22 protein-coding genes are annotated in these 22,687 nt (G+C 45.8%); 13 read left to right on the forward strand and 9 right to left on the reverse strand.

Annotation, left to right across the window (positions count from 1 at the left end; all coding sequences use genetic code 11):
• Positions 1–111: 111 nt before the first annotated feature.
• From QZ938_RS22815 to QZ938_RS22835, 5 genes are all read left to right on the forward strand, one after another.
• Positions 112–699, forward strand: a complete 588-nt coding sequence (locus QZ938_RS22815) for a type IV pilin-like G/H family protein (protein ID WP_293149335.1) — start codon at positions 112–114, stop codon at positions 697–699.
• 94 nt (positions 700–793) lie between these two features.
• Complete coding sequence (locus QZ938_RS22820) at positions 794–1,738, forward strand: type IV pilin-like G/H family protein (protein WP_293353508.1); 945 nt, start codon at positions 794–796, stop codon at positions 1,736–1,738.
• Positions 1,739–1,761: 23 nt separating this feature from the next.
• Positions 1,762–2,514, forward strand: a complete 753-nt coding sequence (locus QZ938_RS22825; RefSeq protein WP_293353506.1) for a sterol desaturase family protein — start codon at positions 1,762–1,764, stop codon at positions 2,512–2,514.
• Between the two features lie 6 nt (positions 2,515–2,520).
• Positions 2,521–3,120: a rhodanese-like domain-containing protein gene (locus QZ938_RS22830; protein WP_293149329.1), complete on the forward strand. Its 600-nt coding sequence runs from the start codon at positions 2,521–2,523 to the stop codon at positions 3,118–3,120.
• A gap of 114 nt (positions 3,121–3,234) precedes the next feature.
• Positions 3,235–3,393 carry a hypothetical protein gene (locus tag QZ938_RS22835; protein ID WP_293149327.1) on the forward strand — a complete coding sequence of 53 codons (159 nt, stop codon included), beginning with the start codon at positions 3,235–3,237 and terminating at the stop codon, positions 3,391–3,393.
• Here QZ938_RS22835 and QZ938_RS22840 read toward each other — a convergent pair.
• Entirely contained in the window at positions 3,390–3,758 is a 369-nt protein-coding gene (locus QZ938_RS22840) for a Lin0512 family protein (protein ID WP_293149325.1), read from the reverse strand. The genes QZ938_RS22835 and QZ938_RS22840 overlap by 4 nt on opposite strands.
• A gap of 289 nt (positions 3,759–4,047) precedes the next feature.
• Between QZ938_RS22840 and QZ938_RS22845 the strand changes: the two genes are divergently transcribed.
• Complete coding sequence (locus QZ938_RS22845; RefSeq protein WP_293330976.1) at positions 4,048–4,962, forward strand: branched-chain amino acid transaminase; 915 nt, start codon at positions 4,048–4,050, stop codon at positions 4,960–4,962.
• 235 nt (positions 4,963–5,197) lie between these two features.
• On the opposite strand, the gene fghA is transcribed toward QZ938_RS22845, so the two are convergent.
• Together fghA and QZ938_RS22855 are read right to left on the reverse strand one after the other, a co-directional pair.
• Entirely contained in the window at positions 5,198–6,076 is an 879-nt protein-coding gene (fghA, locus tag QZ938_RS22850) for an S-formylglutathione hydrolase (protein WP_293353504.1), read from the reverse strand.
• Between the two features lie 158 nt (positions 6,077–6,234).
• Positions 6,235–7,344 carry an S-(hydroxymethyl)glutathione dehydrogenase/class III alcohol dehydrogenase gene (locus tag QZ938_RS22855; protein ID WP_293353502.1) on the reverse strand — a complete coding sequence of 370 codons (1,110 nt, stop codon included), beginning with the start codon at positions 7,342–7,344 and terminating at the stop codon, positions 6,235–6,237.
• A 78-nt stretch (positions 7,345–7,422) separates the two neighbouring features.
• Here QZ938_RS22855 and QZ938_RS22860 point away from each other — a divergent pair, with 78 nt between their 5' ends.
• The 3 genes from QZ938_RS22860 to sppA all read left to right on the forward strand — a co-directional run bounded on the left by QZ938_RS22860 (position 7,423) and on the right by sppA (position 11,459).
• Positions 7,423–8,106, forward strand: coding sequence for an SDR family oxidoreductase (locus QZ938_RS22860; RefSeq protein WP_293353500.1), 684 nt, complete (start codon positions 7,423–7,425; stop codon positions 8,104–8,106).
• A 145-nt stretch (positions 8,107–8,251) separates the two neighbouring features.
• Positions 8,252–9,301: a type 2 isopentenyl-diphosphate Delta-isomerase gene (gene fni, locus QZ938_RS22865; RefSeq protein WP_293149315.1), complete on the forward strand. Its 1,050-nt coding sequence runs from the start codon at positions 8,252–8,254 to the stop codon at positions 9,299–9,301.
• Between the two features lie 337 nt (positions 9,302–9,638).
• A complete protein-coding gene (gene sppA / locus QZ938_RS22870; protein ID WP_293353498.1) occupies positions 9,639–11,459 on the forward strand; it encodes a signal peptide peptidase SppA in 1,821 nt (606 codons plus the stop codon).
• A 266-nt stretch (positions 11,460–11,725) separates the two neighbouring features.
• Here the strand turns inward: sppA and QZ938_RS22875 are convergent, their stop codons facing one another.
• Positions 11,726–11,995, reverse strand: a complete 270-nt coding sequence (locus tag QZ938_RS22875; RefSeq protein WP_293149310.1) for a GlsB/YeaQ/YmgE family stress response membrane protein — start codon at positions 11,993–11,995, stop codon at positions 11,726–11,728.
• 462 nt (positions 11,996–12,457) lie between these two features.
• Here QZ938_RS22875 and QZ938_RS22880 point away from each other — a divergent pair, with 462 nt between their 5' ends.
• A complete protein-coding gene (locus QZ938_RS22880; RefSeq protein ID WP_293353496.1) occupies positions 12,458–13,645 on the forward strand; it encodes a TPR domain-containing glycosyltransferase in 1,188 nt (395 codons plus the stop codon).
• 181 nt (positions 13,646–13,826) lie between these two features.
• On the opposite strand, the gene QZ938_RS22885 is transcribed toward QZ938_RS22880, so the two are convergent.
• A complete protein-coding gene (locus QZ938_RS22885; protein WP_293353494.1) occupies positions 13,827–14,540 on the reverse strand; it encodes a carbonic anhydrase in 714 nt (237 codons plus the stop codon).
• 216 nt (positions 14,541–14,756) lie between these two features.
• Here QZ938_RS22885 and QZ938_RS22890 point away from each other — a divergent pair, with 216 nt between their 5' ends.
• Positions 14,757–15,578 carry an MOSC N-terminal beta barrel domain-containing protein gene (locus tag QZ938_RS22890; protein ID WP_293353493.1) on the forward strand — a complete coding sequence of 274 codons (822 nt, stop codon included), beginning with the start codon at positions 14,757–14,759 and terminating at the stop codon, positions 15,576–15,578.
• Between the two features lie 225 nt (positions 15,579–15,803).
• On the opposite strand, the gene QZ938_RS22895 is transcribed toward QZ938_RS22890, so the two are convergent.
• The 3 genes from QZ938_RS22895 to QZ938_RS22905 all read right to left on the reverse strand — a co-directional run bounded on the left by QZ938_RS22895 (position 15,804) and on the right by QZ938_RS22905 (position 19,074).
• Complete coding sequence (locus QZ938_RS22895) at positions 15,804–17,417, reverse strand: adenylate/guanylate cyclase domain-containing protein (protein ID WP_293149306.1); 1,614 nt, start codon at positions 17,415–17,417, stop codon at positions 15,804–15,806.
• Positions 17,418–17,489: 72 nt separating this feature from the next.
• On the reverse strand, positions 17,490–18,347 hold the full coding sequence (gene ylqF / locus QZ938_RS22900) for a ribosome biogenesis GTPase YlqF (protein WP_293149305.1): 858 nt from the start codon (positions 18,345–18,347) through the stop codon (positions 17,490–17,492).
• Positions 18,348–18,660: 313 nt separating this feature from the next.
• Positions 18,661–19,074, reverse strand: a complete 414-nt coding sequence (locus QZ938_RS22905) for a universal stress protein (protein ID WP_293149304.1) — start codon at positions 19,072–19,074, stop codon at positions 18,661–18,663.
• Positions 19,075–19,259: 185 nt separating this feature from the next.
• Between QZ938_RS22905 and pgk the strand changes: the two genes are divergently transcribed.
• Together pgk and QZ938_RS22915 are read left to right on the forward strand one after the other, a co-directional pair.
• Positions 19,260–20,459 (forward strand): phosphoglycerate kinase, encoded by a 1,200-nt coding sequence (gene pgk, locus QZ938_RS22910; RefSeq protein ID WP_293149303.1) that lies wholly within the window; start codon positions 19,260–19,262, stop codon positions 20,457–20,459.
• Between the two features lie 525 nt (positions 20,460–20,984).
• Positions 20,985–21,710 (forward strand): pentapeptide repeat-containing protein, encoded by a 726-nt coding sequence (locus QZ938_RS22915; RefSeq protein ID WP_293149302.1) that lies wholly within the window; start codon positions 20,985–20,987, stop codon positions 21,708–21,710.
• A gap of 143 nt (positions 21,711–21,853) precedes the next feature.
• Here QZ938_RS22915 and QZ938_RS22920 read toward each other — a convergent pair whose 3' ends face one another.
• Positions 21,854–22,519: a response regulator gene (locus QZ938_RS22920; RefSeq protein WP_293149301.1), complete on the reverse strand. Its 666-nt coding sequence runs from the start codon at positions 22,517–22,519 to the stop codon at positions 21,854–21,856.
• Positions 22,520–22,687 lie beyond the last annotated feature (168 nt).

Raw genomic sequence — 22,687 nt, forward strand, 5'->3', positions numbered from 1 at the left:
AAATCCTCGATCGAAAGTCAAAGAGGCGCTACTTCAAAGCCGAATATCGCACATCTCCTCAAACGGATCGTTGTCTGAAAACCTCTGGTGTAAAACATTTGGAGAACAAGTATGCCCCTCAAAGAACAGCCTGAACTAAATCAAATCAACCAAAAATCGGAAGAAGCGAAATTTTTGGCAAAAAATTATCAATCCGATCGACCCATAAAAAGTGGAGGAACTTTACGGATTATTGAGTTTTTTATGGTTGTGATAATTATTGGGATACTTTCTGCGATTGCCCTGCCCTCTTTTATCTGTTATCGTGGCAGCTGGTGTACTAACGTGAAGCAGTCAGAAGCTAAGGCATATCTTGGCTCAATGAACCGCGCCCAACAAGCAAAATACGCAGAAAATGGCGCATTTTCTAATTCCATTACTGCCCTGGACCTCGGCATTGAAACTCAGACAATCAACTATAACTATTCAGCCATAGCTACCAAAAATGCTGCTTTTAGTTATGGGGTAGCCCGCAGCAATAATCTTCGTAGCTATGTCGGGGCTGTATTTTTAGTACCTGTTTCCCCAGAAGCTAACAGTACAAAGACTACTGTATCCATGCTGTGTCAAGCAAATTCTCCTGGGAATATCCAACCAGCTAATCCTATCCTTCAGAATGATGTTCCTGTCTGCGCTGCTGGTAGTCAAGTGGTTAGGTAAATTAAGAGGCGTTACCTGACAGTCAAATATCGCACATCTCATCAGAAGAATCATCGTCTAAAAACCGTTCACGTAAAATATTTGGAGAACAAGTATGCAACTCAAAGAAAAGCCTGAACTCAATCAAATCAACGAACAATCGAAATTTTTGGCAAAAACTTATCAACCCGATCGGCCCCTCACAGAACCTAAATCTGTCGCCAAAGTCGATCGCACAAATTTGCAACCCATCCAAGAACCTAAATCTGTCGCCAAAGTCGATCGCACAAATTTGCAACCCATCAAAGAACCTCAATCTGTCGCTAAAGTCGATCGCACAAATTTGCAACCCATCAAAGAACCTCAATCTGTCGCTAAAGTCGATCGCACAAATTTGCAACCTCTCAAAGAACCTAAATCTGTCGCTAAAGTCGATCGACAAGATTTGCAACCTCTCAAAGAACCTAAATCTGTCACAACAGTCGATCGGCAAGATTTGCGGCCGATAAAAAACCTTAAATCTGTGGCAAAAACTTATCAGCCAGATTTGCGTTCCATAAATGAATATAAATCTGGTGAAGGAACTTCACGCATTATTGACTTTTTTGTGGTTGTGATAATTATTGGGATACTTGCTCATATCGCCCTCCCTTCTTTTCTGCATTGTGGCAATAAAGCGATGCAGTCAGAAGCTAAGCAATATGTTGGCTCAATGAACCGTGCCCAACAAGCTTATTTTGCAGATAAAGGTGCATTTTCTAATTCCATTACTGCCTTGGGCATCGGCATTAAAACTCAGACAACCAACTATAACTATTCGATCGGCGCTACGAAAAATGCTGCATTTAGTTATGCGGGATCTCGCAACGAAAAACACAGTCTTCTTAGCCATGTGGGGGCTGTATTCTTAGTACCTAGTTCCGCAGCATATAACTATGAAAGCACTACTGTATCCATTCTGTGTCAAGCAAATTCTCCTGGGAAAACCCAACCACCTAATCCGATCCTTCAGAATGGTGTTCCTGTCTGCGCTGCTGGTAGCAGTGAAGTACCTAAGTAAATATCGACATTAATCAGAATCTCATGTCACCTGAAATTATCAAAGGTTTCGTCATCTTAGCCTGCATCTTCATTCCCCTAGAAAGAATCTTTGCTTTACACAATCAAAAAGTCTTTCGTCGCGGCTGGAAAACCGATGCTACCTATTTTTTTACAGGTCACTTTATTGGTCGATCGGGCGCTATTGTTGTGGCTGTAACCTTGTCGCTGATGACTGATTTATTCAACCCGGAATTGCAAAGTGAAATAGCCTCTCAACCTATCTGGTTGCAGTTTGCAGAAGCAATTGTAATTTCCGATCTGGCATATTACATCGCTCACCGACTGCTGCATGAAGTACCGTGGCTTTGGCAATTTCATGCAGTCCATCACAGCATCGAACGCATGGACTGGTTGGCAGCAGTGCGGGTGCATCCCTGCGAGCAACTCTTTACTCAGATTTGCAAAATGATGCCTCTTTACTGGTTGGGATTTACTAAGGAAACTTTTGCGATTTATGCTCTTTATTCGGCGGCGATCGCATTTTTAATTCATGCTAACATTACCATCAAATTTGGCCCGCTCAAGTGGTTCGTCGCCACCCCGGAATTCCATCACTGGCATCACAGTAAAAGTCCCAAAATTCATAACAAGAATTTTGCCGTTCAGTTGCCACTTTTAGATTTGCTATTTGGTACTATGTATATGCCAGCAAAAAAATGCCCGAACGATATGGCATTTCTGATTCTATACCTGCTGGATATGTCGGACAAATGTTCTATCCATTTTCAAGGATGATGCAAAATGCTAAATCTCAATTTCAAACAAAGTATTAATCTCAATTCTCGCCCGTTGCGGGTAATTATGGTTTTGATATTAATTAGTCTCGGTTCTTTGAGTGCATTTTCCCTATATAATCACATGGATATTCCAACTTTTATCGCCAGTTTAAATACCAAACAAGTAACTGTTGCTGAATTGCAGCAAGGTAAGTTGAAATCGGTGATTTTGATAGATGTACGATCGCCGGAAGAATACGCGGAAGATCGGATCGCTGAAAGTCCGCTGGTTCCCCTAATCGATATTGAGATGGGGCTCGGGGCCAAACAGGTTAAAGCCCTTGTCAAAGCTCAGGTTAAAGACGATCGACCTCAGCCAATAGTTGTACTTTATTGTGCCAGAGGAGGGCGATCGATTAAAGCATACCAACAGTTGGCAAAAGTCGATCAATATTCCCAAGGCACTCCGGGAAAGGAGACTAATAAGATTCAGGATATTAGCCTAAATGTTGTTGTTCTTTCAGGCGGCATTAAAGCGTGGCGGCAAGCAGTACCCGCTCAAAAAGATTCCCAGATATTAGCCCCAATTACTTTATCTCAGAAAGCTGCTATCAAAAGTAATTAGGTTATAACTCACATCTTGCACCATTGTCAGCAACAGGCTGTCCGGCCTGTTCCACAAAGAGTGAATTTCTTGTGGAACAGGCTGTCCGGCCTGTTCATAAAAGCCTTATTGAGAATGGTGCAAGATCTCAGTTATAATAAATTAAGCTCAATTTATTTTGGTTTAGTAGGACGATTTCCGCAGCTACAACAACGAGCGATCGCACTATTTGCATTCTGTTGGCGATCGCATCCAGTCACCTTACCAGCAGTGGAAACTGGCACAATTAATTAATCTTCAGTTTCCACAAAAACACTCACAGCAGCCACGGCGATCAACATTTCATCATTTTTATCATTCAGAGAGGCGATCGCCCTTCCTGGCACAATCATCCCCCCTTGCTCGACAATCAGAGTCTTGCTACCAAAAGGCAGCACCGCCAACACATCATCGGGCCGCACTTGTTCGGGATAAGGAACCGCCACCTTTACCTCCACAATCATTTGATTGGGGTCAGTCAAACCCGCCACTTCCCAGACGCCTAGGAGAGCATTATTGGCGATCGCATTTCGTACAGCCCTAGCCGCCGCGACAGTCGGTTCCTGCCCGTGCTGGTCGATACCCATCCCCATTTCAATGATGAAACATTTACGTGCCACAGTTACTCCTTCCTTGATTTTTGCTCGCAGTCGAGCGCACTCTTTCTCAAAACAATTATCAACCAAACCGACCGCAATTTAGATTATTTTATAAATCGCGATCGCAACACAACAATCATCCCAGTTCAAAAAAAAACAATCCAACAGCAGACCATCTCAAAACTCATAGTTCATCAGTCAATCCCAAATCCCAAATCCCAAATCCCAAATTTAAAATCGCATAACTTATGGTAATATAACCAAAATCACCATTCCTCGCGGACTGCCCAACTCATCGCCAGCTTGAATCATGGATAGTTTTCTCCCCATCGCCTACTTTCAAAACCAATTTCTCCCATTTACCGACGCCAAAATCTCCATCGCCACCCACGCCCTGCACTACGGAACCGGAGTTTTAGGCGGGTTGCGAGGAATTCCCGACCCCCAAAATGGCGATCGCATCTTACTATTTAGATTAGACCGCCACTGTCAAAGATTAAGTCAAAGTGCCAGCTTCCTCCACTGCGATATTCCCGCCGACAAAATCCAACAAATCATCATTGATTTTGTCAAAAAAAATCAGCCCAACAAATCTTTTTACATCCGTCCATTTATCTACACATCCAGTTTAGGAATAGCCCCCCGACTGCACAACGTCGAAACAGACTTCTTTGTCTACGGATTAGAACTCTCCGACTACTTGCCCAAAGAAGGAGTCAACTGTAGAATTAGCTCTTGGTACCGCCAAGAAGACCGCAGTTTGCCACTAAGAGGTAAAATTAGCGGCGCCTACATCACCTCAGCCTTAGCCAAAACCGAAGCAGTAGAATCCGGCTTCGATGAAGCTATCATGATGAATACTCAGGGAAAAGTCAGCGAAGCTTCAGGAATGAACATATTTGTCGCCAGAAACGGCAAATTAGTTACTCCCGGTTTCGATCAAGATATTCTCGAAGGAATCACCAGAGATAGCGTGATAACAATCGCCAGAGACTTAGGAATAGAAGTCACAGAAAGACCCGTTGACAAATCAGAACTGTTGATTGCAGACGAGATTTTTCTGTGCGGAACCGCCGCCAAAATTACGCCAATTAACCGAATAGAAAACTATCAATTGCCGAAAAACCGACCCATCACTGAAAAGATTTTGGAGAAACTGACGGGAATTATCGAAAATCGTGATAGCAAGTACAAAGAGTGGGTATTTGCGATCGATCTAAATTAATATTGTAGGGTGCGTCAGTTTAGCAATTATCAATCATCACTAAAAATCCCATTCTGACGCACCATTCGAGGAGTGCGTCAGTTGCGAAATTGTTAATTTGTTGCTGCAAAAATCTCTCTGACGCACTCTACTTCTACGAACCTTTAGGACTCAAGTCCTTACTACTCTTAGTCTGCGGAGGCAGACTTAGTGTGTGTAGTCGCGGTTTCAACCGCCGAGTCACTACAAACCTATTTTACTTGCACAAAGCAGCCGCATGATGGCGAATGTGATCCTCCATAAAACTAGCCACAAAATAATAGCTGTGATCGTAACCTTCCTGCATCCTTAAAGTCAGTGGCTGTCCCACTTTTGCACAAGCTGCTGCGAACACATCCGGCAACAATTGTCCGTCAGCTAGATACGAATCATCAGTACCGCAGTCAATCAAAATCGGACGCTTGTATTGCTGTTCCAGGACTAATTCGCTAGCATCCCAAGCCTTCCAACTCTCCTTATCGCCACCGAGGTAGTGTCCAAATATTTTTTGTCCCCAAGGGCTGCGGACGGGCGCGCAAATAGGCGCAAAAGCCGAAACTGAAAGATAGCGATTCCCTTCGGGATAGCTTCGCTTCACGCCATTTTTTAACGCGCAAATTAAAGCCCCGTGTCCGCCCATCGAATGACCGAAAATTCCCTGTTTTTCGCGTATCCCTGGAAAGTTTGCGGCGATTAAATTCGGCAACTCATCAACCACATAACTGTACATTCGATAGTGAGAATTCCAAGGTGTGGCTGTCGCATCCACATAAAAACCCGCGCCGCTTCCCAAATCCCAATTGTCGTCTTCCCCAGGAATCCCAGTATTGCGGGGGCTAGTGTCGGGCGCCACCAGCATTAACCCGTATTTTGCTGCCCATTGTTGCGCCCCCGCTTTTGCCATAAAGTTCTCTTCCGTGCAGGTTAATCCTGACAAGTAATAGAGGATTGGTACGGGTTGTGATTCGGCTTGTGGTGGCTGGTAGACAGTGAATTTCATCTCGCTGTTGCAGGTGGATGATTGATGGCTGTAAAAGCCGAGTTTGCCATCGAAACTTTTGTGTTCTTTGTGCAGTTTTAGGGATTCGGAGAGCATATTAATTCTTTTTCATTTGTGAATTAGAGTTTTTTGAACCGCAGAGAGCGCAGAGGACACAGAGGAAGAGAGAAGAGGGAAGTTATGTCTGGTGCGCGGAAGAGTAGCTTCTTCCTTCTTCCTTCTTCCTTCTTCCTTCTTCCTTCTTCCTTCTTTCTTCAAAATGTTAAAACTGTGCGAATTACTTTGCCTTTGTGCATTAAGTCGAAAGCTTCATTGATTCGATCGATCGGCATTACCTGAGTTACCAAACTATCAATGTCAATTTTACCGTCCATGTACCAATCAACAATTTTCGGGACATCAGTTCGCCCCTTTGCGCCGCCAAATGCCGTGCCTTTCCACACCCTACCAGTTACTAATTGAAACGGGCGGGTGCTAATTTCTTGCCCTGCTCCCGCTACCCCAACAATCACGCTCACGCCCCAACCTTTGTGACAGCATTCTAAAGCTTGGCGCATCACATTGACATTGCCGATACATTCAAAACTGTAATCAGCTCCGCCTTTGGTTAAATCTACTAAATAAGGAACTAAATCGCCCTCAACTTCGCGGGGATTCACGAAGTGAGTCATGCCGAATTTTTCCGCCATTGCTCGTTTGTGGGGATTCATATCTACGCCGACAATCATGTTGGCTCCCACCAGGCGCGCTGCTTGAATTACATTCAAACCCACGCCGCCCAAACCAAAAACTACTACATTAGAACCTGGTTCTACTTTGGCAGTATTGATGACAGCGCCGATGCCAGTTGTAACGCCGCAGCCAATCAAACAAACTTTGTCAAAGGGAGCGTCATCGCGAATTTTTGCTACGGCAATTTCTGGCAATACTGTATAATTAGCAAAGGTAGAAGTTCCCATGTAATGGAAAATTTTCTCGCCATTAATTGAAAATCTGCTCGTGCCATCGGGCATTACGCCTTGTCCTTGAGTGAGGCGAATTGCTTGACAGAGATTCGTTTTGCCGCTCAAACAATACGAGCAGTTGCGACATTCGGGAGTGTAAAGTGGAATTACCCGATCGCCCTTTTTGACACTTGTGACTCCCGCCCCAACTTCCGCAACAATCCCAGCTCCCTCGTGGCCGAGAATTGCCGGAAACAAACCCTCGGGATCGGCGCCGGAAAGAGTATAAGCATCGGTGTGACAAACACCCGTCGCTTTGATTTCTACCAGCACCTCCCCATCTCGCGGCCCATCTAGATCGACCGTTTCAACGGTCAAAGGTTGGCCGGCACTGCGAGCAACTGCTGCTTTTACTTTCATGCTTTCCCCCTGGGATGATTTGTTAAATGCTCCGTCAATATGTATTCTATTACTTAATCTAAAAATTGCACCAATTCTATGACAAAATTAATTGTAATTACCGGAGTCAGTCGCGGTCTCGGTCTCGCCATGACCGAAAAGTTTATTGAATTGGGACACACAGTTTTAGGATGTGCGCGTTCTGCCGAAGCAGTGGAAAAACTCAAACAAAAATATCGCGCGCCCCATCATTTTACTTGTTTGGATGTCGCCAGCGACGAGCAAGTCAAAGCTTGGGCTAGAGAAATTCTGGCAAAGCAGCAACCGCCAGATTTGCTGGTTAACAATGCAGCTATCACTAATTATTCCGCGCCGTTGTGGAATGTCAGCAGCGAAGAGTTTTCTCAAGTAATTGATGTTAATATTAAAGGAACCGCGAATGTAATTCGCCACTTTGTCCCGGCAATGATTGCGCGAAAAAGTGGTATAATTGTCAACTTTAGTTCGGGTTGGGGAAGGTCAACTTCGCCGGAAGTCGCACCCTATTGCGCTTCTAAGTGGGCGATCGAAGGATTGACGCGATCGCTCGCCCAAGAACTCCCGCGAGGCATGGCAGCGATTCCTTTGAATCCCGGCATAATTCACACCGATATGCTGGAAATCTCTTTCGGAGAACACGCGGCAAGTTACACGCCAGTCAAAGCATGGGTGCAAAAAGCAGTGCCTTTTTTGCTGAAATTGAAACCTTCGGATAATGGAATGCCGATGACCGTTCCGGGATAATATAGCAACAGAAAGCAGAATTTGCGAACATCTCTCTTTTCTACTCCTCTGCGCCCTCTGCGCTCTCTGCGGTTAATAAAAAATCTCAGAAATGAAATAAAATTGCTATATTCCTAACTCAAAACTCTCTCCCCAAATAGCCACTGTGAACTTGCCATTAACCTCGCCCTCGCAAACCGAAACCCGCAAAGCAGACCACCTCAGGATCTGTCTCGAAGAAGACGTACAATTTCGCGAAACTACCAGCGGACTGGAACACTACCGTTTTACTCACTGCTGTTTGCCAGAACTCGATCGCACCCAAATCGATCTCACCTCCACATTTCTCGGCAAAAAACTAGGCGCTCCCCTGCTAATTTCCTCAATGACAGGTGGCACAGAACTAGCGCAGACCATTAATTATCGCCTCGCCGATGTCGCTCAGGAATACAAACTGGCCATGGGAGTCGGTTCCCAGCGCATCATCGTAGAAAACCCTCAACTTGCTGCTACATTTGCCGTGCGCCGCCGCGCTCCCGATATTCTGCTATTTGCTAATATCGGAGCGGTTCAATTAAACTACAATTACGGTTTGGAAGAGTGTCAAAAAATTATCGATATTCTGGAAGCAGATGCCCTAATTTTACACCTCAATCCGCTGCAAGAGTGCGTTCAAACCGAAGGCGATACTAACTTTAAAGGACTGCTCGAAAAAATTGCTAAATTGTGCGATAAATTACCAGTACCGGTGATTGCGAAAGAAGTAGGCAACGGTATTTCTGGAAAAATGGCACAGAAATTGCGATCGGCTGGGGTAAGCGCGATCGACATTGCCGGAGCCGGAGGCACTTCTTGGGCCAAAATAGAAGGAGAGCGAGCCAAAGACAGCAAGCAGCGCAGGTTGGGTGCCACCTTTGCCGACTGGGGAATTCCGACAGCCGAGTGCGTTGTCAGCACCCGCGCCGTAGCGCCGGATGTTCCCCTGATTGCCTCTGGAGGCTTGCAAAACGGCTTGGATGCAGCCAAGGCGATCGCCCTCGGCGCGGATGTGGCGGGGCTGGCGCGGCCGTTTCTGCAAGCAGCCGCAGCATCGGAATCAGCAGCAGGTGTTCTAGCTGAGGTTTTAATTGCAGAAATCGCTACGGTGATGTTTTGTACTGGCTGCGCTAACCTCGACGAGTTAAAACATCCTGGGGTTTTGGAAAGGTTAAGATAAAAGTAAGTCAGTTGGCAGTAGTCAGTTGGCAGTTGGCAGTTGGCAGTTGGCAGTAGTCATTAGTCAGTAGTTACTGATTATTGGAAGAGATTAAAAAATAAGAAATAAGAAATAACAACTGCCAATTACTAACTGCCAATTACCAAATGTTAATAATTACCAACTGTCAACTGTCAACTGTCAACTGTCAACTAAGAGGGCAGGCACGGGGCACTGCCCCTACCACACGTCAACTGTCAACTGTCAACTGTCAACTAAGAGGGCAGGCCCGCACCATCCACTGCCCCTACCACACGTCAACTGTCAACTGTCAACTGTCAACTGACTAATTATCTAAATGAAAGATTTCCTAAAATATACTTGTGCAAGTTTGCTGGGAACCTTCCTGGGATTGTTGCTGCTGGGCGGCATCGGATTGGGAGGACTGGTACTGCTAATTGCTCTGGCGGCATCGTCGTCTAAAGATTCAGGCCCGCAAGTTAAAGATAAGTCTGTACTGGTATTAGATCTGTCTCTAAATATCACCGATAGCAAACCGAGCCGCAGCACGAGCGCGGCGATTCAAGAAGCTCTTTCGGATGAATCCGGCGATGCTGTGACGCTGCGTACTGTTTTAGATGCGATCGAATCTGCGAAAAAAGACCCGAAAATCGTGGGGATGTATCTTGAAGGCAGTTCGGATTCTAGCAGCAGCGGGTTTGCTAATCTCAAAGAAGTTCGATCGGCATTACAGCGTTTCCGAGATGCCAAAAAACCCATTTTTGCTTACGAAATGGACTGGAGCGAGCGAGATTATTACCTCGGTTCCGTTGCAAATACAATTGCTATCAATCCTTACGGCTCCCTAGAAATCAACGGTTTTAGCAGTCAAGCCATGTTTTTGACCGGTGCTTTCGAGAAATACGGCTTGGGAGTCCAAGTCACTCGCGTCGGGAAATATAAGTCAGCCGTCGAACCGTTTTTGCTCAAAAAAATGAGCCCGGAAAATCGCCAGCAAACCCAAAAACTGCTCGGAGATATTTGGGGCGAATACCTGAAAACTGTCGGCCCGAGCCGCAAATTGACCGTTCCCCAACTGCAAGCAGTTGCAGATAATGGCGGAACTTTGATGGCTAACGAAGCTCTCAAAGGCAAGTTAGTTGATAAAGTTGTCTACTTTGATGAAATTGCAATAGAACTGAAAAAACTAACAGGAACCGATGCAGAAGATAAATCTTTCAAGCAAATAAGTTTGAAAAACTACGCAAGAGTTGCTGAGAGTAAAAACTCTACTCGCGCTCACAAGAAAAACCAGATTGCTGTCCTTTACGCTGAAGGTGAGATTGTAGACGGCGAAGGCGGCCCGACTCAAGTAGGGGGCGATCGCATCGCTGAAGAAATGCGTAAAATCCGAGAAGATGACGACATAAAAGCAGTAGTTTTGCGCGTCAACAGCCCTGGAGGCAGCGCGACGGCTGCGGAAGTCATCGGGCGCGAAGTCGCGCTGACGGGCAAAAAAAAGCCAGTTATCGTGTCGATGGGCAATTTAGCAGCTTCCGGCGGCTATTGGATTTCGATGGGTTCTAGCAAAATCTTTGCCGAAGCCAGTACGATTACTGGTTCCATCGGCGTTTTTGGGATGCTATTCAATGCCGAAAAGTTGGCTGCTAACAACGGCATAACTTGGGACGTGGTAAAAACCGCCCGTTTTGCGGATACTAACACGGTTTCCCGCCCCAAAAATCCTCAAGAATTGGCGAATATTCAGAGAATAGTCGATCGCATTTACGATCTATTTATCACCAAAGTCGCCGACTCCCGCAAACTGTCAAAAAACAAGGTGCAAGAAATTGCTCAAGGCAGAGTTTGGTCTGGTATCGCAGCGAAACAGTTGGGTTTAGTGGATGAAATTGGCGGCCTAGAAGATGCTGTTAGAGAAGCGGCTAAGCAAGCTAAACTAGGCGACGATTGGCAGTTAGAAGAATATCCAAAACGCCGCAGTTTGGAAGAGCGAATTTTGGAAAGAATATCCGGCGTTCATGTGTTAAAACCAGCCACCAAACTCGACCCGCTAACGGCCGAAGTTAAGAAAATGCAGGATGAATTGGCTGTTATCAAGTCGATGAATGACCCGCAAGGGATTTACGTTCGCTTACCTTTCGACTTGCGGATTAATTAACTTTGTCGTAGCGGTTTCAACAGGTTCGTAGTGAGGACTTTAGTCCGCATCAATAGAAGAAGGACTAAAGTCCTCACTACGAACCAATCTTATTATGGTTCGTAGTGAGGACTTTAGTCCGCATCCGTCAGAGGACTAAAGTCCTCACTACGAACCAATCTTATTATGGCGGCAGCGAGGGTTATTGACTGAAAAACCCGGTTTCCTCAAGAAACCGGGTTTATGAATACCCCATAAGTCGATCGACTGGGAATTGGCAATATTTATTATGCAGCACGCTGAGTCAGCAATCCCCAGATGAAAAGTACCACGATCGCGCCGATGACTGCAAAAGCTATGCTGGGTAGAGTTAATGCTCCGAAGGATGCTCCCGCGCTAGTCCCCACAAAGACTTGGCCTAAATAACCTCCCACCAGCGCGCCGATAATTCCTAAAACTGTTGTTGCGAGAAAACCGCCACCTTGAGTTCCCGGATAAATGGCTTTGGCGATCGCACCAGCAATCAGTCCTAAAACGATCCAAGCAATAATTCCCATTTGTTTTTCTCCTGAGTGTTTAACTTTCGTCTGCCTTGTCTTATGTTCTAAGAATAACAACTGATATCCCATCCTTTCCTCTACCGTAGGGATGAACCGATAGAGGTAGAATTTATCATGAATCGTCCTAATTTAAGGCTTTTTAATATGTCAAAAGAGTTATTGAAGAACGCACAACTAAGAATGCAGAATGCAGAACGCACAACTAAGAACGAAGCCTTTAATTATCTAGGATAGAAGGCTTTATTTATTGAGGACAGAAGCAATCGACTACTCATGGAAAGTGCAATTTCAGAACGTCCTAACCGTTGGGTGCGGTTGGTATAAGCCAATTTTTCTACTGAAGAAAGGTGCTTGCGATCAAAGCCGAAGGGCAATAGGAAAAATTTTTCTGGGACTTTTTGTGTTTTACTGGTAAAAAAAATTACAATAATTCTGTCAAATTAGGAAAGTTGGCCCCCGATGAATCTGACACTGTGCACGATCGTCAAGAATGAAGAAGCAACACTGTCGCGGACTTTGGACAGCGTGAAGGGTGTTGTTGACGAAATTGTCGTGGTAGATACCGGTTCTGGCGATCGCACCCGTGAAATAGCCCGAGCATCCGGGGCGAGGGTTTATGACTTTGAATGGTGCGACGACTTCGCAGCGGCGCGCAACGAGTCTCTGAAGCACGCCCAGGGCGACTGGATTTTGGTGTTGGATGCCGATGAGGTGCTAGTACCGGAGATTGTACCTCAAATCAAGCAGGCAATTAAGAGCGATCGACTGTTGCTAATCAATCTCATCCGCCAAGAAATCGGCGCATCTCAATCACCCTATTCCCTCGTGTCGCGCTTGTTTCGCAATCGCCACGACATCCGCTTTTCTCGCCCATACCACGCCATGGTAGACGACAGCGCGGCTGAGATTTTGCAGCGGGAACCGCAATGGAAAATCGCTTCTCTCCCCGATGTGGCGATTTACCACTCTGGTTATCACAAAGATGCGATCGCCACAAAAAGCAAATTCCAAAAAGCTCAAGCAGCAATGGAACGCTATATAACTTATTATCCAAACGATGCTTATGCGTGCAGCAAATTAGGCGCGCTGTACGTAGAAAGCGGGCAAATCGGGCGGGGAATTAATTTATTAACTAGGGGATTGACTGCGGCGACAATTGATGAATCTATTGTTTACGAACTTCACTATCATTTAGGCATTGCTTACCGCCAGCAACAGCAATTTGCCAAAGCCAAAGAACACTATCAACTCGCAATTAATACAGATGTTTTCCCGGCGCTCAAATTAGGTGCTTACAATAATTTGGGCAATTTGCTCAAAGATGAAGGAGATTTGCCAGCAGCAGAAAAAGCTTACAAAGCAGCTTTAAAAATCGATCCCAATTTTGCACCAGGTCACTACAATTTAGGACTGACGCTAAAAGCAACCGGAAATTTAGTAGATGCGATCGCCTATTACCGACAAGCCATTAAAATCGATCCCCAACACGCGGAAGCTCATCAAAACTTGGCAGTAGCGCTGCTGAAAATTGGCAAAATGCCCGAAAGTTTAGCAGAATTCAAAAGAGCGATCGCCCTTCACGAACAGCGCCGTCCCTTTGAAGCAGAACGCCTGCGCCGCGGACTGCAAGAAATGGGCTTGATGTAACTGAGATTGTGGATTTTATGGGCGAGCATGATGCCCAACCCCCTACTCCCCACAATCAAATTTCTTGTTTGTGGAACAGGCATCTTGCCTGTTCATAAAAATACTCAAGTTCCCTCTGTGTGGAACAGGCAAGATGCCTATTCATAAAAATAGTAAAAAATGTAAGATGCCACCACCAAAATCAAGCAATTATCTCTACTTTGCCGCTGTCCAAATCGTAGCGCCCCCCAACAACTTTCAGCTTGCCAGCTTTGACTGCTTCAGCTAAAAGAGGTGACAAGGATGTTAACTTATTGACGTTCATTTTTACATTGGCTCTGACTGCATTATCCCAGGCATCGCCCAATTGATCTTTTGTAGCATCAACGGCTGGTTTAATCGCCTCCACCAAAGTGCTAATGTGACCCGGAACCGGTTTGCCATCTAAAGCCGCTTTCACAGCACCGCAGCGTTCGTGACCCAGAATTACTAATAGCGGCACCCCTAATTCTAGTGTGGCATATTCAATATTGCCGAGAACCACATCGTCGAGAAAATTTCCCGCTACTCGGATATCAAATAAATCCCCCAATCCTCGATCGAAAATAATTTCGGGTGTTACCCGCGAATCAGAACAAGCAAGGATGGTTGCAAACGGATGTTGACCCTTTGCTACTGCCGCAATTCGCGATCGGCTTTGGTCGGGAAATGTCCGTTTTTGGTCAATATACCGCTGATTCCCGTTCATCAATTTCTTGAGTGCGGCGTCAGGAGTGATGTTTGAGACTACTCCTTCTGCATAGGCCGGTTCAGTTTTGAACAGCCCTGGGGCCATGGTTGCCACCAGCGCCCCTGCACTTGACATCCAGATCGCACTCCGCCTCGACATCTTACCTATTTCTTTTGAGTCGGTCATTGCTTGCAACTCGGTTAATTGTTTTATATTTATTAGTATAATATTTGCCATCAGCCCAGCAAAATTTCTTTACTTTTTCTTTACAAGTACCTGCTAAATATAAACTAATAAAAAAATCGCCCCTTGTAATTTCATGGAATTAACTGCGGTCATCATTCTGCCTGCGGAGGATGCTATAGTGTATCTAAAACAACAATTATTTATCAATGAATCACAATGTCTTACGTCGCCAGCATTCATATTTATCCGGTCAAGTCCCTTGATGGCATAGCTGTCAGTCAAGCCCCTATTCTTGCTAGCGGAGCTCTAGCAGGCGATCGCTCTTTTGCCATCTGCGATCGAGCAGGAGAATTTGTTAACGCTAAGCGCAACAGCGGAGTACATTTTCTGCGCCTATCATTTGACATAAAAAAGAGAATCGCCGGTCTGAAAATTCAAGACACCGAACAAGAAATATTTTTTCATGTAGATAGAGAACGCCCCGCAATAGAATCTTGGTTGAGCAACTACTTCGGTTTCCCCGTCAAGTTAATTGAAAACTTGCTCACAGGCTTTCCCGATGATACCGCAGCACCCGGGCCAAGCATTATCAGTACCGCAACAATAGCCGAAGTAGCATCTTGGTTTCCGAGAGTTTGCGTTAACGAAATGCGACATCGCTTGCGAGCTAATATTGAAATAGGAGATGTCCCGGCTTTTTGGGAAGATCGACTTTTCGGAGCAGCCGATGAAGTTGTCAGGTTTAAAATAGGCCCAGCAATATTTGAAGGTATTAATCCCCGTCAGCCCTGTCTGCAATCTAACCGAAATTCTGCTACTAAAGAAGCTTATCCAAACTTGAAAACTATGCTAACAGCCAAGCAGAATCAAATCATGCCTGAATTGCAAAAAAAAGGTCATTTCAATCACTTTAGTCGGCTGCTAGTTAACACGCGAGTGCCACTTCAATCAGCCGGAAAAATAGTACACATAGGAGACGAAGTTCAAATCCTCAGCGTCAAAAACTCCCTATTTAATACCATTCCCGATCAGTTATAAAAGTTTTATGATGACTTCATATCAAATCCGGTAACACCGGAATTAATATTATCCAGAGTCAGGACGCGGCAGTGCCGTTTCCCTACAATTAAGTGGGCGGTAGTTACATCTCTTGCAAGCATGACGATTATTTTGGGGTAGGGAAACGGCTTTTGGAGTGTCCTCCGTTAGTCCAAATCAATATGACCCATGCCCCATGCCCCATGCCCCATGCCCCATGCCCCATTACCTTAGATTTCGGTTGGTACTATAAACCACGATCGGTCTGTCAATTCCTTTAAACCGGAAATCTCCCATCGGCTCAAAACTTTGGGGCAATCGCAGCAACGTGTAAGTAGCTTCGCTCACCACGCATTCCCCAGGCTGACAAATTCCCTCCATCCGAGCAGCCAGATTAATAGTCGAACCCAACACAGTATAATCAACTCTTTTAGAACTGCCGACATCACCAATTATTGCCTTGCCGCTGTTAATAGAAATCCGCAATTGCAGCGGTTCGCCCAAACTCTTATTTGCATTGAGTTCGTCAAGACGGTTGAGCATTCCCAAAGCTGCCGCCACAGCGCGATCGGCATGATCCGGTTGAGGTTCCGGCGCTCCAAAAAATGCCATAATACAATCTCCAATAAACTTATCTAAAGTTCCTCCTTCCCCAAAAACTTCTTGCAACATTTCCTCAAAAAAATTGTTGAGCAACCGCGCAATTTGAGGGGGACTCAAGCGTTCTGACATCGCAGTAAAGCCTACAATATCTGCAAATAAAATACTGATTTCGCGTTCCACAGGGGGCAGGCGGTGGTCAATTAAAGTCCCCGTATTCATTAAATGCTGCACCACAGCCGGAGAGTGATAGCGTTCCAATCTTTGCCGCATAGTTTCTTGGGTGCGGAGTTTTTGTGTCAGCAGCCAGCGCTGCACGCTAGAAGCGACAATATTTCCTAAAGCCGAAAAAAAGCTCAAGTCTTCATCTCCGCCCAGATACCACTCTCTAGAAGTCAGTTGAGCGTCGCCGTAAAGCACTCCAAAAACTGTATTTTCATCCCAGAGAGGAACAGCTATCGCCGTGCGAATTCCTTTATCGATCATGCTCATATTGTCGTCAAACTGTTCGTCAAACTGAGCGTCGGCAGTTTTGAGAGCAACTTGTTCGTCCAATACTTTGCGGCAAATAGTGCGGCCGATCCAACTGCCGTCAGCGGGGATATATTTATTTTTTGCAGTGGGTCTGGCGGCAGTTTTAACTACTTCCAGTTCGCCGTTATTTTGAAAGTCTATTAATAGTGCCAAACGTTCGATGTTTTTGATATCGCGGAACACGATTTGCTGGACTTGATCGAAAATTGCTTCGATGGATTCAGCGGTGTTCAAATACTTCGCAATATCGACTAAGTATTTTAAACGCGAGATAGCTTGTTCGTAGTTTTTTTCGAGTTTTGTGTCGGGTTCTATCCACTGTTTTTGTAGTTCTTTAGCTTTGCCGAGGATAGTCACTCCTTCGGGCATGGTGCCGATTTCGGGAAGTTGGGGGTCAGAGCGATCGGGCAAAACGACAATCAAATTAATCCGGTGTCCCAGATAAATCACATCGCCCTGATTGACTAAGTGAGGTTGGTTGAGGGGACTGTTGTTTAGTAGCGTCCCGTTGGTACTGCCCATATCCTCAACTAGCCACTCCCCTGAAGCTATTTTAAACAAGCGGGTGTGGTGCCGGGAAATGTCAGAAAAAGGCAGTTGCAAATCGCATTCTAGCAACCTACCGATAATAAATTGCTCGCCTTCGACAGGGACGGTTTTTTCGATGATTCCATTAATTTGAAGTTCCAGATTCAGTTCATTCATAGACAGCACCGCTGTTGAATTTTCAAGGCTTTGATAAGACTTGAATTCATCAGATAAAATCTCCTACAAGTCTTATAAAGCTGGCGGCAACTCCAAAGTAAGCTGACCCAACACACCAGTTCTAAAATCGTTTAACATCTGCCGCGCTGTTCGTTCCACATCTCCTTTATACCTGTCTTTTGCTACTTCGTGCAAATAATCTTCACCATTGCTAGATCCTATATCTAATTTATACCGAGATTTGAAACCAGATACTGATATCAATGTGTCATCAGCCGCCTCCAGCCCGAGGAGCAAATCTACCATAGCTGCGGCTACTACCTGATTGTCGTAAGCTGCTTCGCCAATATCTTCGCAAATAGCTAATTTTATGGCATTTTCTTGATTGTTAATCCGGGTGGGGATGACTCCGGGGGCGTCTAGTAACTCAATTTCGTCAGAAATGCGAATCCATCGGAGCGATTTAGTTACTCCAGCTCTGCGGGCACTGTCTACCACTCTGCGCCCTAACAGGCGATTAATTAAAGCAGATTTGCCGACATTGGGAAAGCCCATCACTACGGCGCGGACTGGACGGGGTAGCATTCCTCGATCGAATCTACGCTTATTTAGCTGCACCCCAGCCTCCTGGACAGCATCGGAAACATCGTGTACTCCTTGACCGTGCTCGGCGTTAGTAAAATAGGCAGTTTCCCCCTGAGATTCAAACCAGGTTTCCCACGCATCGAGGGTTCTAGGCGTAATCATGTCCATGCGGTTGATGACCAACACTCGCGCCTTACCGCCCACCCAGGTAGGCATTTGGGGGTGGTAAGTCGCTAGCGGAATGCGGGCATCTCGGACTTCGAGCACCACATCTACCCGCTTTAGCTGTTCTTTTAATGCCCGTTCAGCTTTGGCAATGTGACCGGGATACCAGTGAATTTTCATTAGTTATTAGTTATTAGTTATTAGTCAGTTGTCAGTTGTTCGTTGTCAGTTGTTCGGGGAGCATCTCAATTTTTGCAAAAAGCATTTTTTTGTTGTAGTGCGAGCGTCCCCGCTCGCTTGGTTTTAACAGCAAGCGAGGGGGGACGCTCGCACTACAAAATCAAAACTGAGATGCTCTCGTTGTTCGTTGTCAGTTGTTAGTTGTCAACTGCTTTCGGAGTCAACTAAGAAGGCGGGCACGGCGGGGCACCGCGCCAACTGTCAACTGCTTTCGGAGTCAACTGTCAACTGTCAACTGTCAACTGACAACTGACTAAGGCACAATCAAAACTGCACAAGGAGACAGATTGATCACCCGACTGGTAACGCTGTCAGACGCCCCATCATCAGTTAAACCCATCCCCCGACAGCCCATCACAATCAAATCAGCCCCAACTTCGTCAGCCACATCACAAATAGTGAAAGCAGGTTTGCCTTCTCGTTCGATGATTTCAGCTTCAATTCCCTGCTGGGAAAACATCGATTGGGCCTCAGACAGCAGTTTGGCGACTGCTTCGGGAGAGCTCATCACCTCTGACGGTGGGGCGGCACCCTCCTCGGCGGGGGGTTCGACTACCGACAGAATAATTAAACGAGAAGCATAGGTTTTCACAATATTGACAACCTTTTCCGCGGCTTCGCGGGCTTCTCGGCTTTGATCTACAGGAAATAAGACAGTCTTGAACATAGTTCGCATTTCCCGGACACGGACTCCGATAAAATGTTTACGTTGAGCCAAATCAGTGCCGTTTGTTTCATCTTCCGTTTTTTGTACGGGCGCGGTTGAATGCGCCCGAGGCCCCAAGTGCAAGTGACGAGTGCCGCCATTTCAACGGAATTAGACAAAAACACAAATATTAGGAGGTTAATCCTGTGACAAAAAAAACTGTAGCAAATTTATCGGCATCGGACTTATCGGGCAAACGGGTATTGGTGCGTGCGGACTTTAACGTGCCGCTCGACAACGGCAATATCACCGATGATACTCGCATCCGGGCTGCTCTGCCGACTATTCAGGATTTAGCGTCGAAGGGCGCTAAGGTCATTTTGTGCAGTCACTTCGGGCGTCCCAAGGGTGTGACGGAGAAGTTGCGCTTGACTCCGGTTGCTAAACGGTTGTCGGAATTGTTGGGGAAGGAAGTCAAAAAGACTAATGACTGCATTGGGGATGAAGTAGCTGCTACTGTGGCGGCGATGGCTGATGGCGATGTGGTGTTGCTGGAAAATGTCCGCTTCTACCCTGAAGAAGAAGCAAATGACCCAGAATTTGCCAAGAAGTTAGCTTCTGTTGCTGATTTGTATGTGAATGATGCTTTTGGTACGGCTCACCGGGCTCACGCTTCGACTGAGGGTGTGACTAAGTATCTGAGTCCTTCGGTGGCTGGGTTTTTGATGGAGAAGGAATTGCAATATCTCGGTAGTGCGATCGACAATCCGCAACGTCCCTTAGCTGCTATCATCGGTGGTTCTAAGGTTTCCAGCAAGATTGGAGTCATCGAAAAACTGCTCGAAAAGTGCGACAAATTGCTGCTGGGTGGCGGCATGGTGTTCACGTTCTACAAAGCTCGCGGTTTGAACGTTGGCAAGTCTTTGGTGGAAGATGACAAGCTCGAACTAGCTAAGTCTTTGGAAGCTAAGGCAAAGGAACGGGGAGTTACTTTCCTGTTGCCTACTGATGTGGTAGTTGCTGACAAATTTGCTGCTGACGCGAACACTCAAACTGTCTCCGTTGAGAGCATTCCCGACGGTTGGATGGGTTTGGACATCGGCCCGGATTCTGTGAAAACTTTCCAAGATGCTTTGGCCGATTGCAAAACGGTAATCTGGAACGGGCCGATGGGCGTGTTTGAGATGGAAAAGTTTGCTGCGGGAACTGAAGGAATTGCTCATTCTTTGGCTGGAATTACTAAGACTGGTACTACCACGATTATCGGTGGCGGTGACTCGGTGGCGGCTGTAGAACAGTTGAATCTTGGGCCAGAAATGAGCCACATTTCTACTGGTGGTGGTGCTAGCTTGGAACTGCTAGAAGGTAAGGAATTGCCTGGTGTTGCAGCTTTAGACGAAGCTTAAATCTTCCGATAGAAGGTAGAAGACCGAAGGCAGAATTCAAGATAATTGTCAATTTAAAAAAGTTAATTTTTTAGTTTGCTATGCTATTGAAATTTCTGCCTTCTGCCGGCTTATATGGTCTCCACTAGAACCAGCCTAATACAATTGGTTCGTAGTGAGGACTTTAGTCCGCATCCAAGAAAGGACTAAAGTCCTCACAGCCTAATAAAATTGGTTCGTAGTGAGGACTTTAGTCCGCATCCAAGAAAGGACTAAAGTCCTCACTACAAACCTTTTATATTGGAGTTATTGAAGGTCAATAATATTACTTTTTCCACAAATAATTGGTTTAAAGCCCCAAGCCCGGGAGAAATTAAAATCAGACTATTCATTACTGCAATCCTCTTCTTTCCAGGTAGAGGTCGCCCTCATCTGTCAACTGTCAACTGTCAACTGTCAACTGTCAACTGTCAACTGAACAGTACAAGCCTAGCGATCGCAAATTTTGCGAGTATAATTGGTCTGAAGTGGCAGTGAGGTTTGTTTGTGAAATTTAAAATCTTGGCAAGTGTAACGGCAACTGTAGCAGTTTTAGCGCCGTTTTTGCTGGCACCCCCCGTCAAAGCTCAAAATCCCAATCACGTCCAACAGTTGCTAGAAACTAAGGAGTGCGAAGGCTGCGATTTGAGAAATGCTGATTTGTTTAAGGCGAGTTTGTACAGAGCTAATTTAAGAGGAGCTGATTTAAGCGGAGCTAATCTCTACGAAGCTAATTTGCTAGAAGCAGATTTAAGTGGTGCTAATTTGGCAAATACTAACTTGGTTAATGCTGAAATGTATGGTGCCGACTTGGACAGCGCTAATCTGCGAAATGCGGATTTGTCTAATGCTTTTTTGGGGCGGGCCAATCTGACGAGAGCTGATTTGCGCGGTGCTAAGCTTTTTAATACTAATTTGGGCGAAGCTTATTTGCTGCAAGCTAATTTGTCGAATGCAGATTTGCGACGTTCGCTGCTGTTTAGAGTGAATTTGAATCGCGCTAATTTAAGCGGGGCTGATTTGTCTTTTGCTGACGTGCGCGATACTAATTTGCAGAATGCTATTCTGTCAAATACCAGGCTTCCGAGAGCTCAATTGACTGGGACAAATATCGATGCGGCGAGGGACGTGCGGCAGGCTGATTTGGAACGTGCAAATTTGCGGGGTACAAATTTGGGGCCGATGGTTTGCGTGACGACGAGTTTTCCTTATTGTGTTTTGAATTTGGAATAATATCAGGTCCTCTCGAACGACGACAATCAGATGGGTTTGTAGTGAGGACTAAAGTCCTCATAATCTGAGGACTAAAGTCCTCACTACAAACCGTTTTTATTGCGGGTAATTAAGGGCTGGTACACCGTAAGTTGAGACAAAAGCTAAGTTTGAGGTGGTTTGTATCCCCTTTCTAGGGCAAATCTCACAAGCTGGGCGCGATTTTCTAACTGTAGTTTGCTGAATATGCTGCCTAAATGAGCTTGGACGGTGCGGGGGCTAATAAACAGTCGATCGCTAATTTGTTTGTTAGTATAACCCTGGATCACCTCCCAAAAAACTCTTTCCTCGGCTGGTGTTAGAGGCAAAGGTGCTGGTGGTGGCAATACTGCGATAACTTTGGGTTCCACCGCCAGGGCGGTAGAAGTTTGCAGCAGTCGGACAATCTCGGCATGAATGCGGTGAGAGCGCTCTAACTGCGCTTTCACCTTAGCCAAGATTTCTTCAGACTGAAAAGGTTTTACCAGATAATCGTCAGCGCCGATCGCATGACCTTCAACTTTTGCCTCTATTTCGCCTTGACCAGACAAAAATATAAACGGCACCAACTGTCCTAAACGTGTAGTACGCAAGCGCCGGCAAAACTCAAACCCGTCCATTTCCGGCATCATTACATCTGAAATCACCAAATCTGGGGGGGCCTTCTCAAAAATCGAGAGCGCCTCAACACCAGAATTAGCGCATTCAACCCGGTATCCTTGGCTTTCAAGGTACATTGATAAGACTGTTTGACAGTCTGTTTCGTCGTCAACTATTAATATTCTTTCCATGACAGCCTTGCACCAATTCCAGTTGACAGTTCTTGAAACTGCGGCTCCCAAATTGACACTCCTGAGCTCAGATGAGCGTGAGGATTCTTAGTTCAACGATCGGACTTAAATTAAGAGCGTTACCGCACCTAACCCAGGGGTCTAATCTCCCTAAGCGTTTACGATCTT

It is taken from the genome of Microcoleus sp. CAWBG27, assembly GCF_020883145.1.
GTDB lineage: Bacteria > Cyanobacteriota > Cyanobacteriia > Cyanobacteriales > Microcoleaceae > Microcoleus.

Coding starts and splice junctions, on each gene's coding strand:
- QZ938_RS22845 (WP_293330976.1), top strand. CDS start 4,048: ATGGATAGTTTTCTCCCCATCGCCTACTTTCAAAACCAATTTCTCCCA.
- QZ938_RS22920 (WP_293149301.1), bottom strand. CDS start 22,519: ATGGAAAGAATATTAATAGTTGACGACGAAACAGACTGTCAAACAGTC.
- QZ938_RS22855 (WP_293353502.1), bottom strand. CDS start 7,344: ATGAAAGTAAAAGCAGCAGTTGCTCGCAGTGCCGGCCAACCTTTGACC.
- sppA (WP_293353498.1), top strand. CDS start 9,639: ATGAAAGATTTCCTAAAATATACTTGTGCAAGTTTGCTGGGAACCTTC.
- QZ938_RS22885 (WP_293353494.1), bottom strand. CDS start 14,540: ATGACCGACTCAAAAGAAATAGGTAAGATGTCGAGGCGGAGTGCGATC.
- ylqF (WP_293149305.1), bottom strand. CDS start 18,347: ATGAAAATTCACTGGTATCCCGGTCACATTGCCAAAGCTGAACGGGCA.
- QZ938_RS22830 (WP_293149329.1), top strand. CDS start 2,521: ATGCTAAATCTCAATTTCAAACAAAGTATTAATCTCAATTCTCGCCCG.
- fghA (WP_293353504.1), bottom strand. CDS start 6,076: ATGCTCTCCGAATCCCTAAAACTGCACAAAGAACACAAAAGTTTCGAT.
- QZ938_RS22890 (WP_293353493.1), top strand. CDS start 14,757: ATGTCTTACGTCGCCAGCATTCATATTTATCCGGTCAAGTCCCTTGAT.
- QZ938_RS22815 (WP_293149335.1), top strand. CDS start 112: ATGCCCCTCAAAGAACAGCCTGAACTAAATCAAATCAACCAAAAATCG.
- QZ938_RS22835 (WP_293149327.1), top strand. CDS start 3,235: ATGGTGCAAGATCTCAGTTATAATAAATTAAGCTCAATTTATTTTGGT.
- QZ938_RS22825 (WP_293353506.1), top strand. CDS start 1,762: ATGTCACCTGAAATTATCAAAGGTTTCGTCATCTTAGCCTGCATCTTC.
- QZ938_RS22820 (WP_293353508.1), top strand. CDS start 794: ATGCAACTCAAAGAAAAGCCTGAACTCAATCAAATCAACGAACAATCG.
- QZ938_RS22880 (WP_293353496.1), top strand. CDS start 12,458: ATGAATCTGACACTGTGCACGATCGTCAAGAATGAAGAAGCAACACTG.
- QZ938_RS22875 (WP_293149310.1), bottom strand. CDS start 11,995: ATGGGAATTATTGCTTGGATCGTTTTAGGACTGATTGCTGGTGCGATC.
- QZ938_RS22895 (WP_293149306.1), bottom strand. CDS start 17,417: ATGAATGAACTGAATCTGGAACTTCAAATTAATGGAATCATCGAAAAA.
- QZ938_RS22905 (WP_293149304.1), bottom strand. CDS start 19,074: ATGTTCAAGACTGTCTTATTTCCTGTAGATCAAAGCCGAGAAGCCCGC.
- QZ938_RS22860 (WP_293353500.1), top strand. CDS start 7,423: ATGACAAAATTAATTGTAATTACCGGAGTCAGTCGCGGTCTCGGTCTC.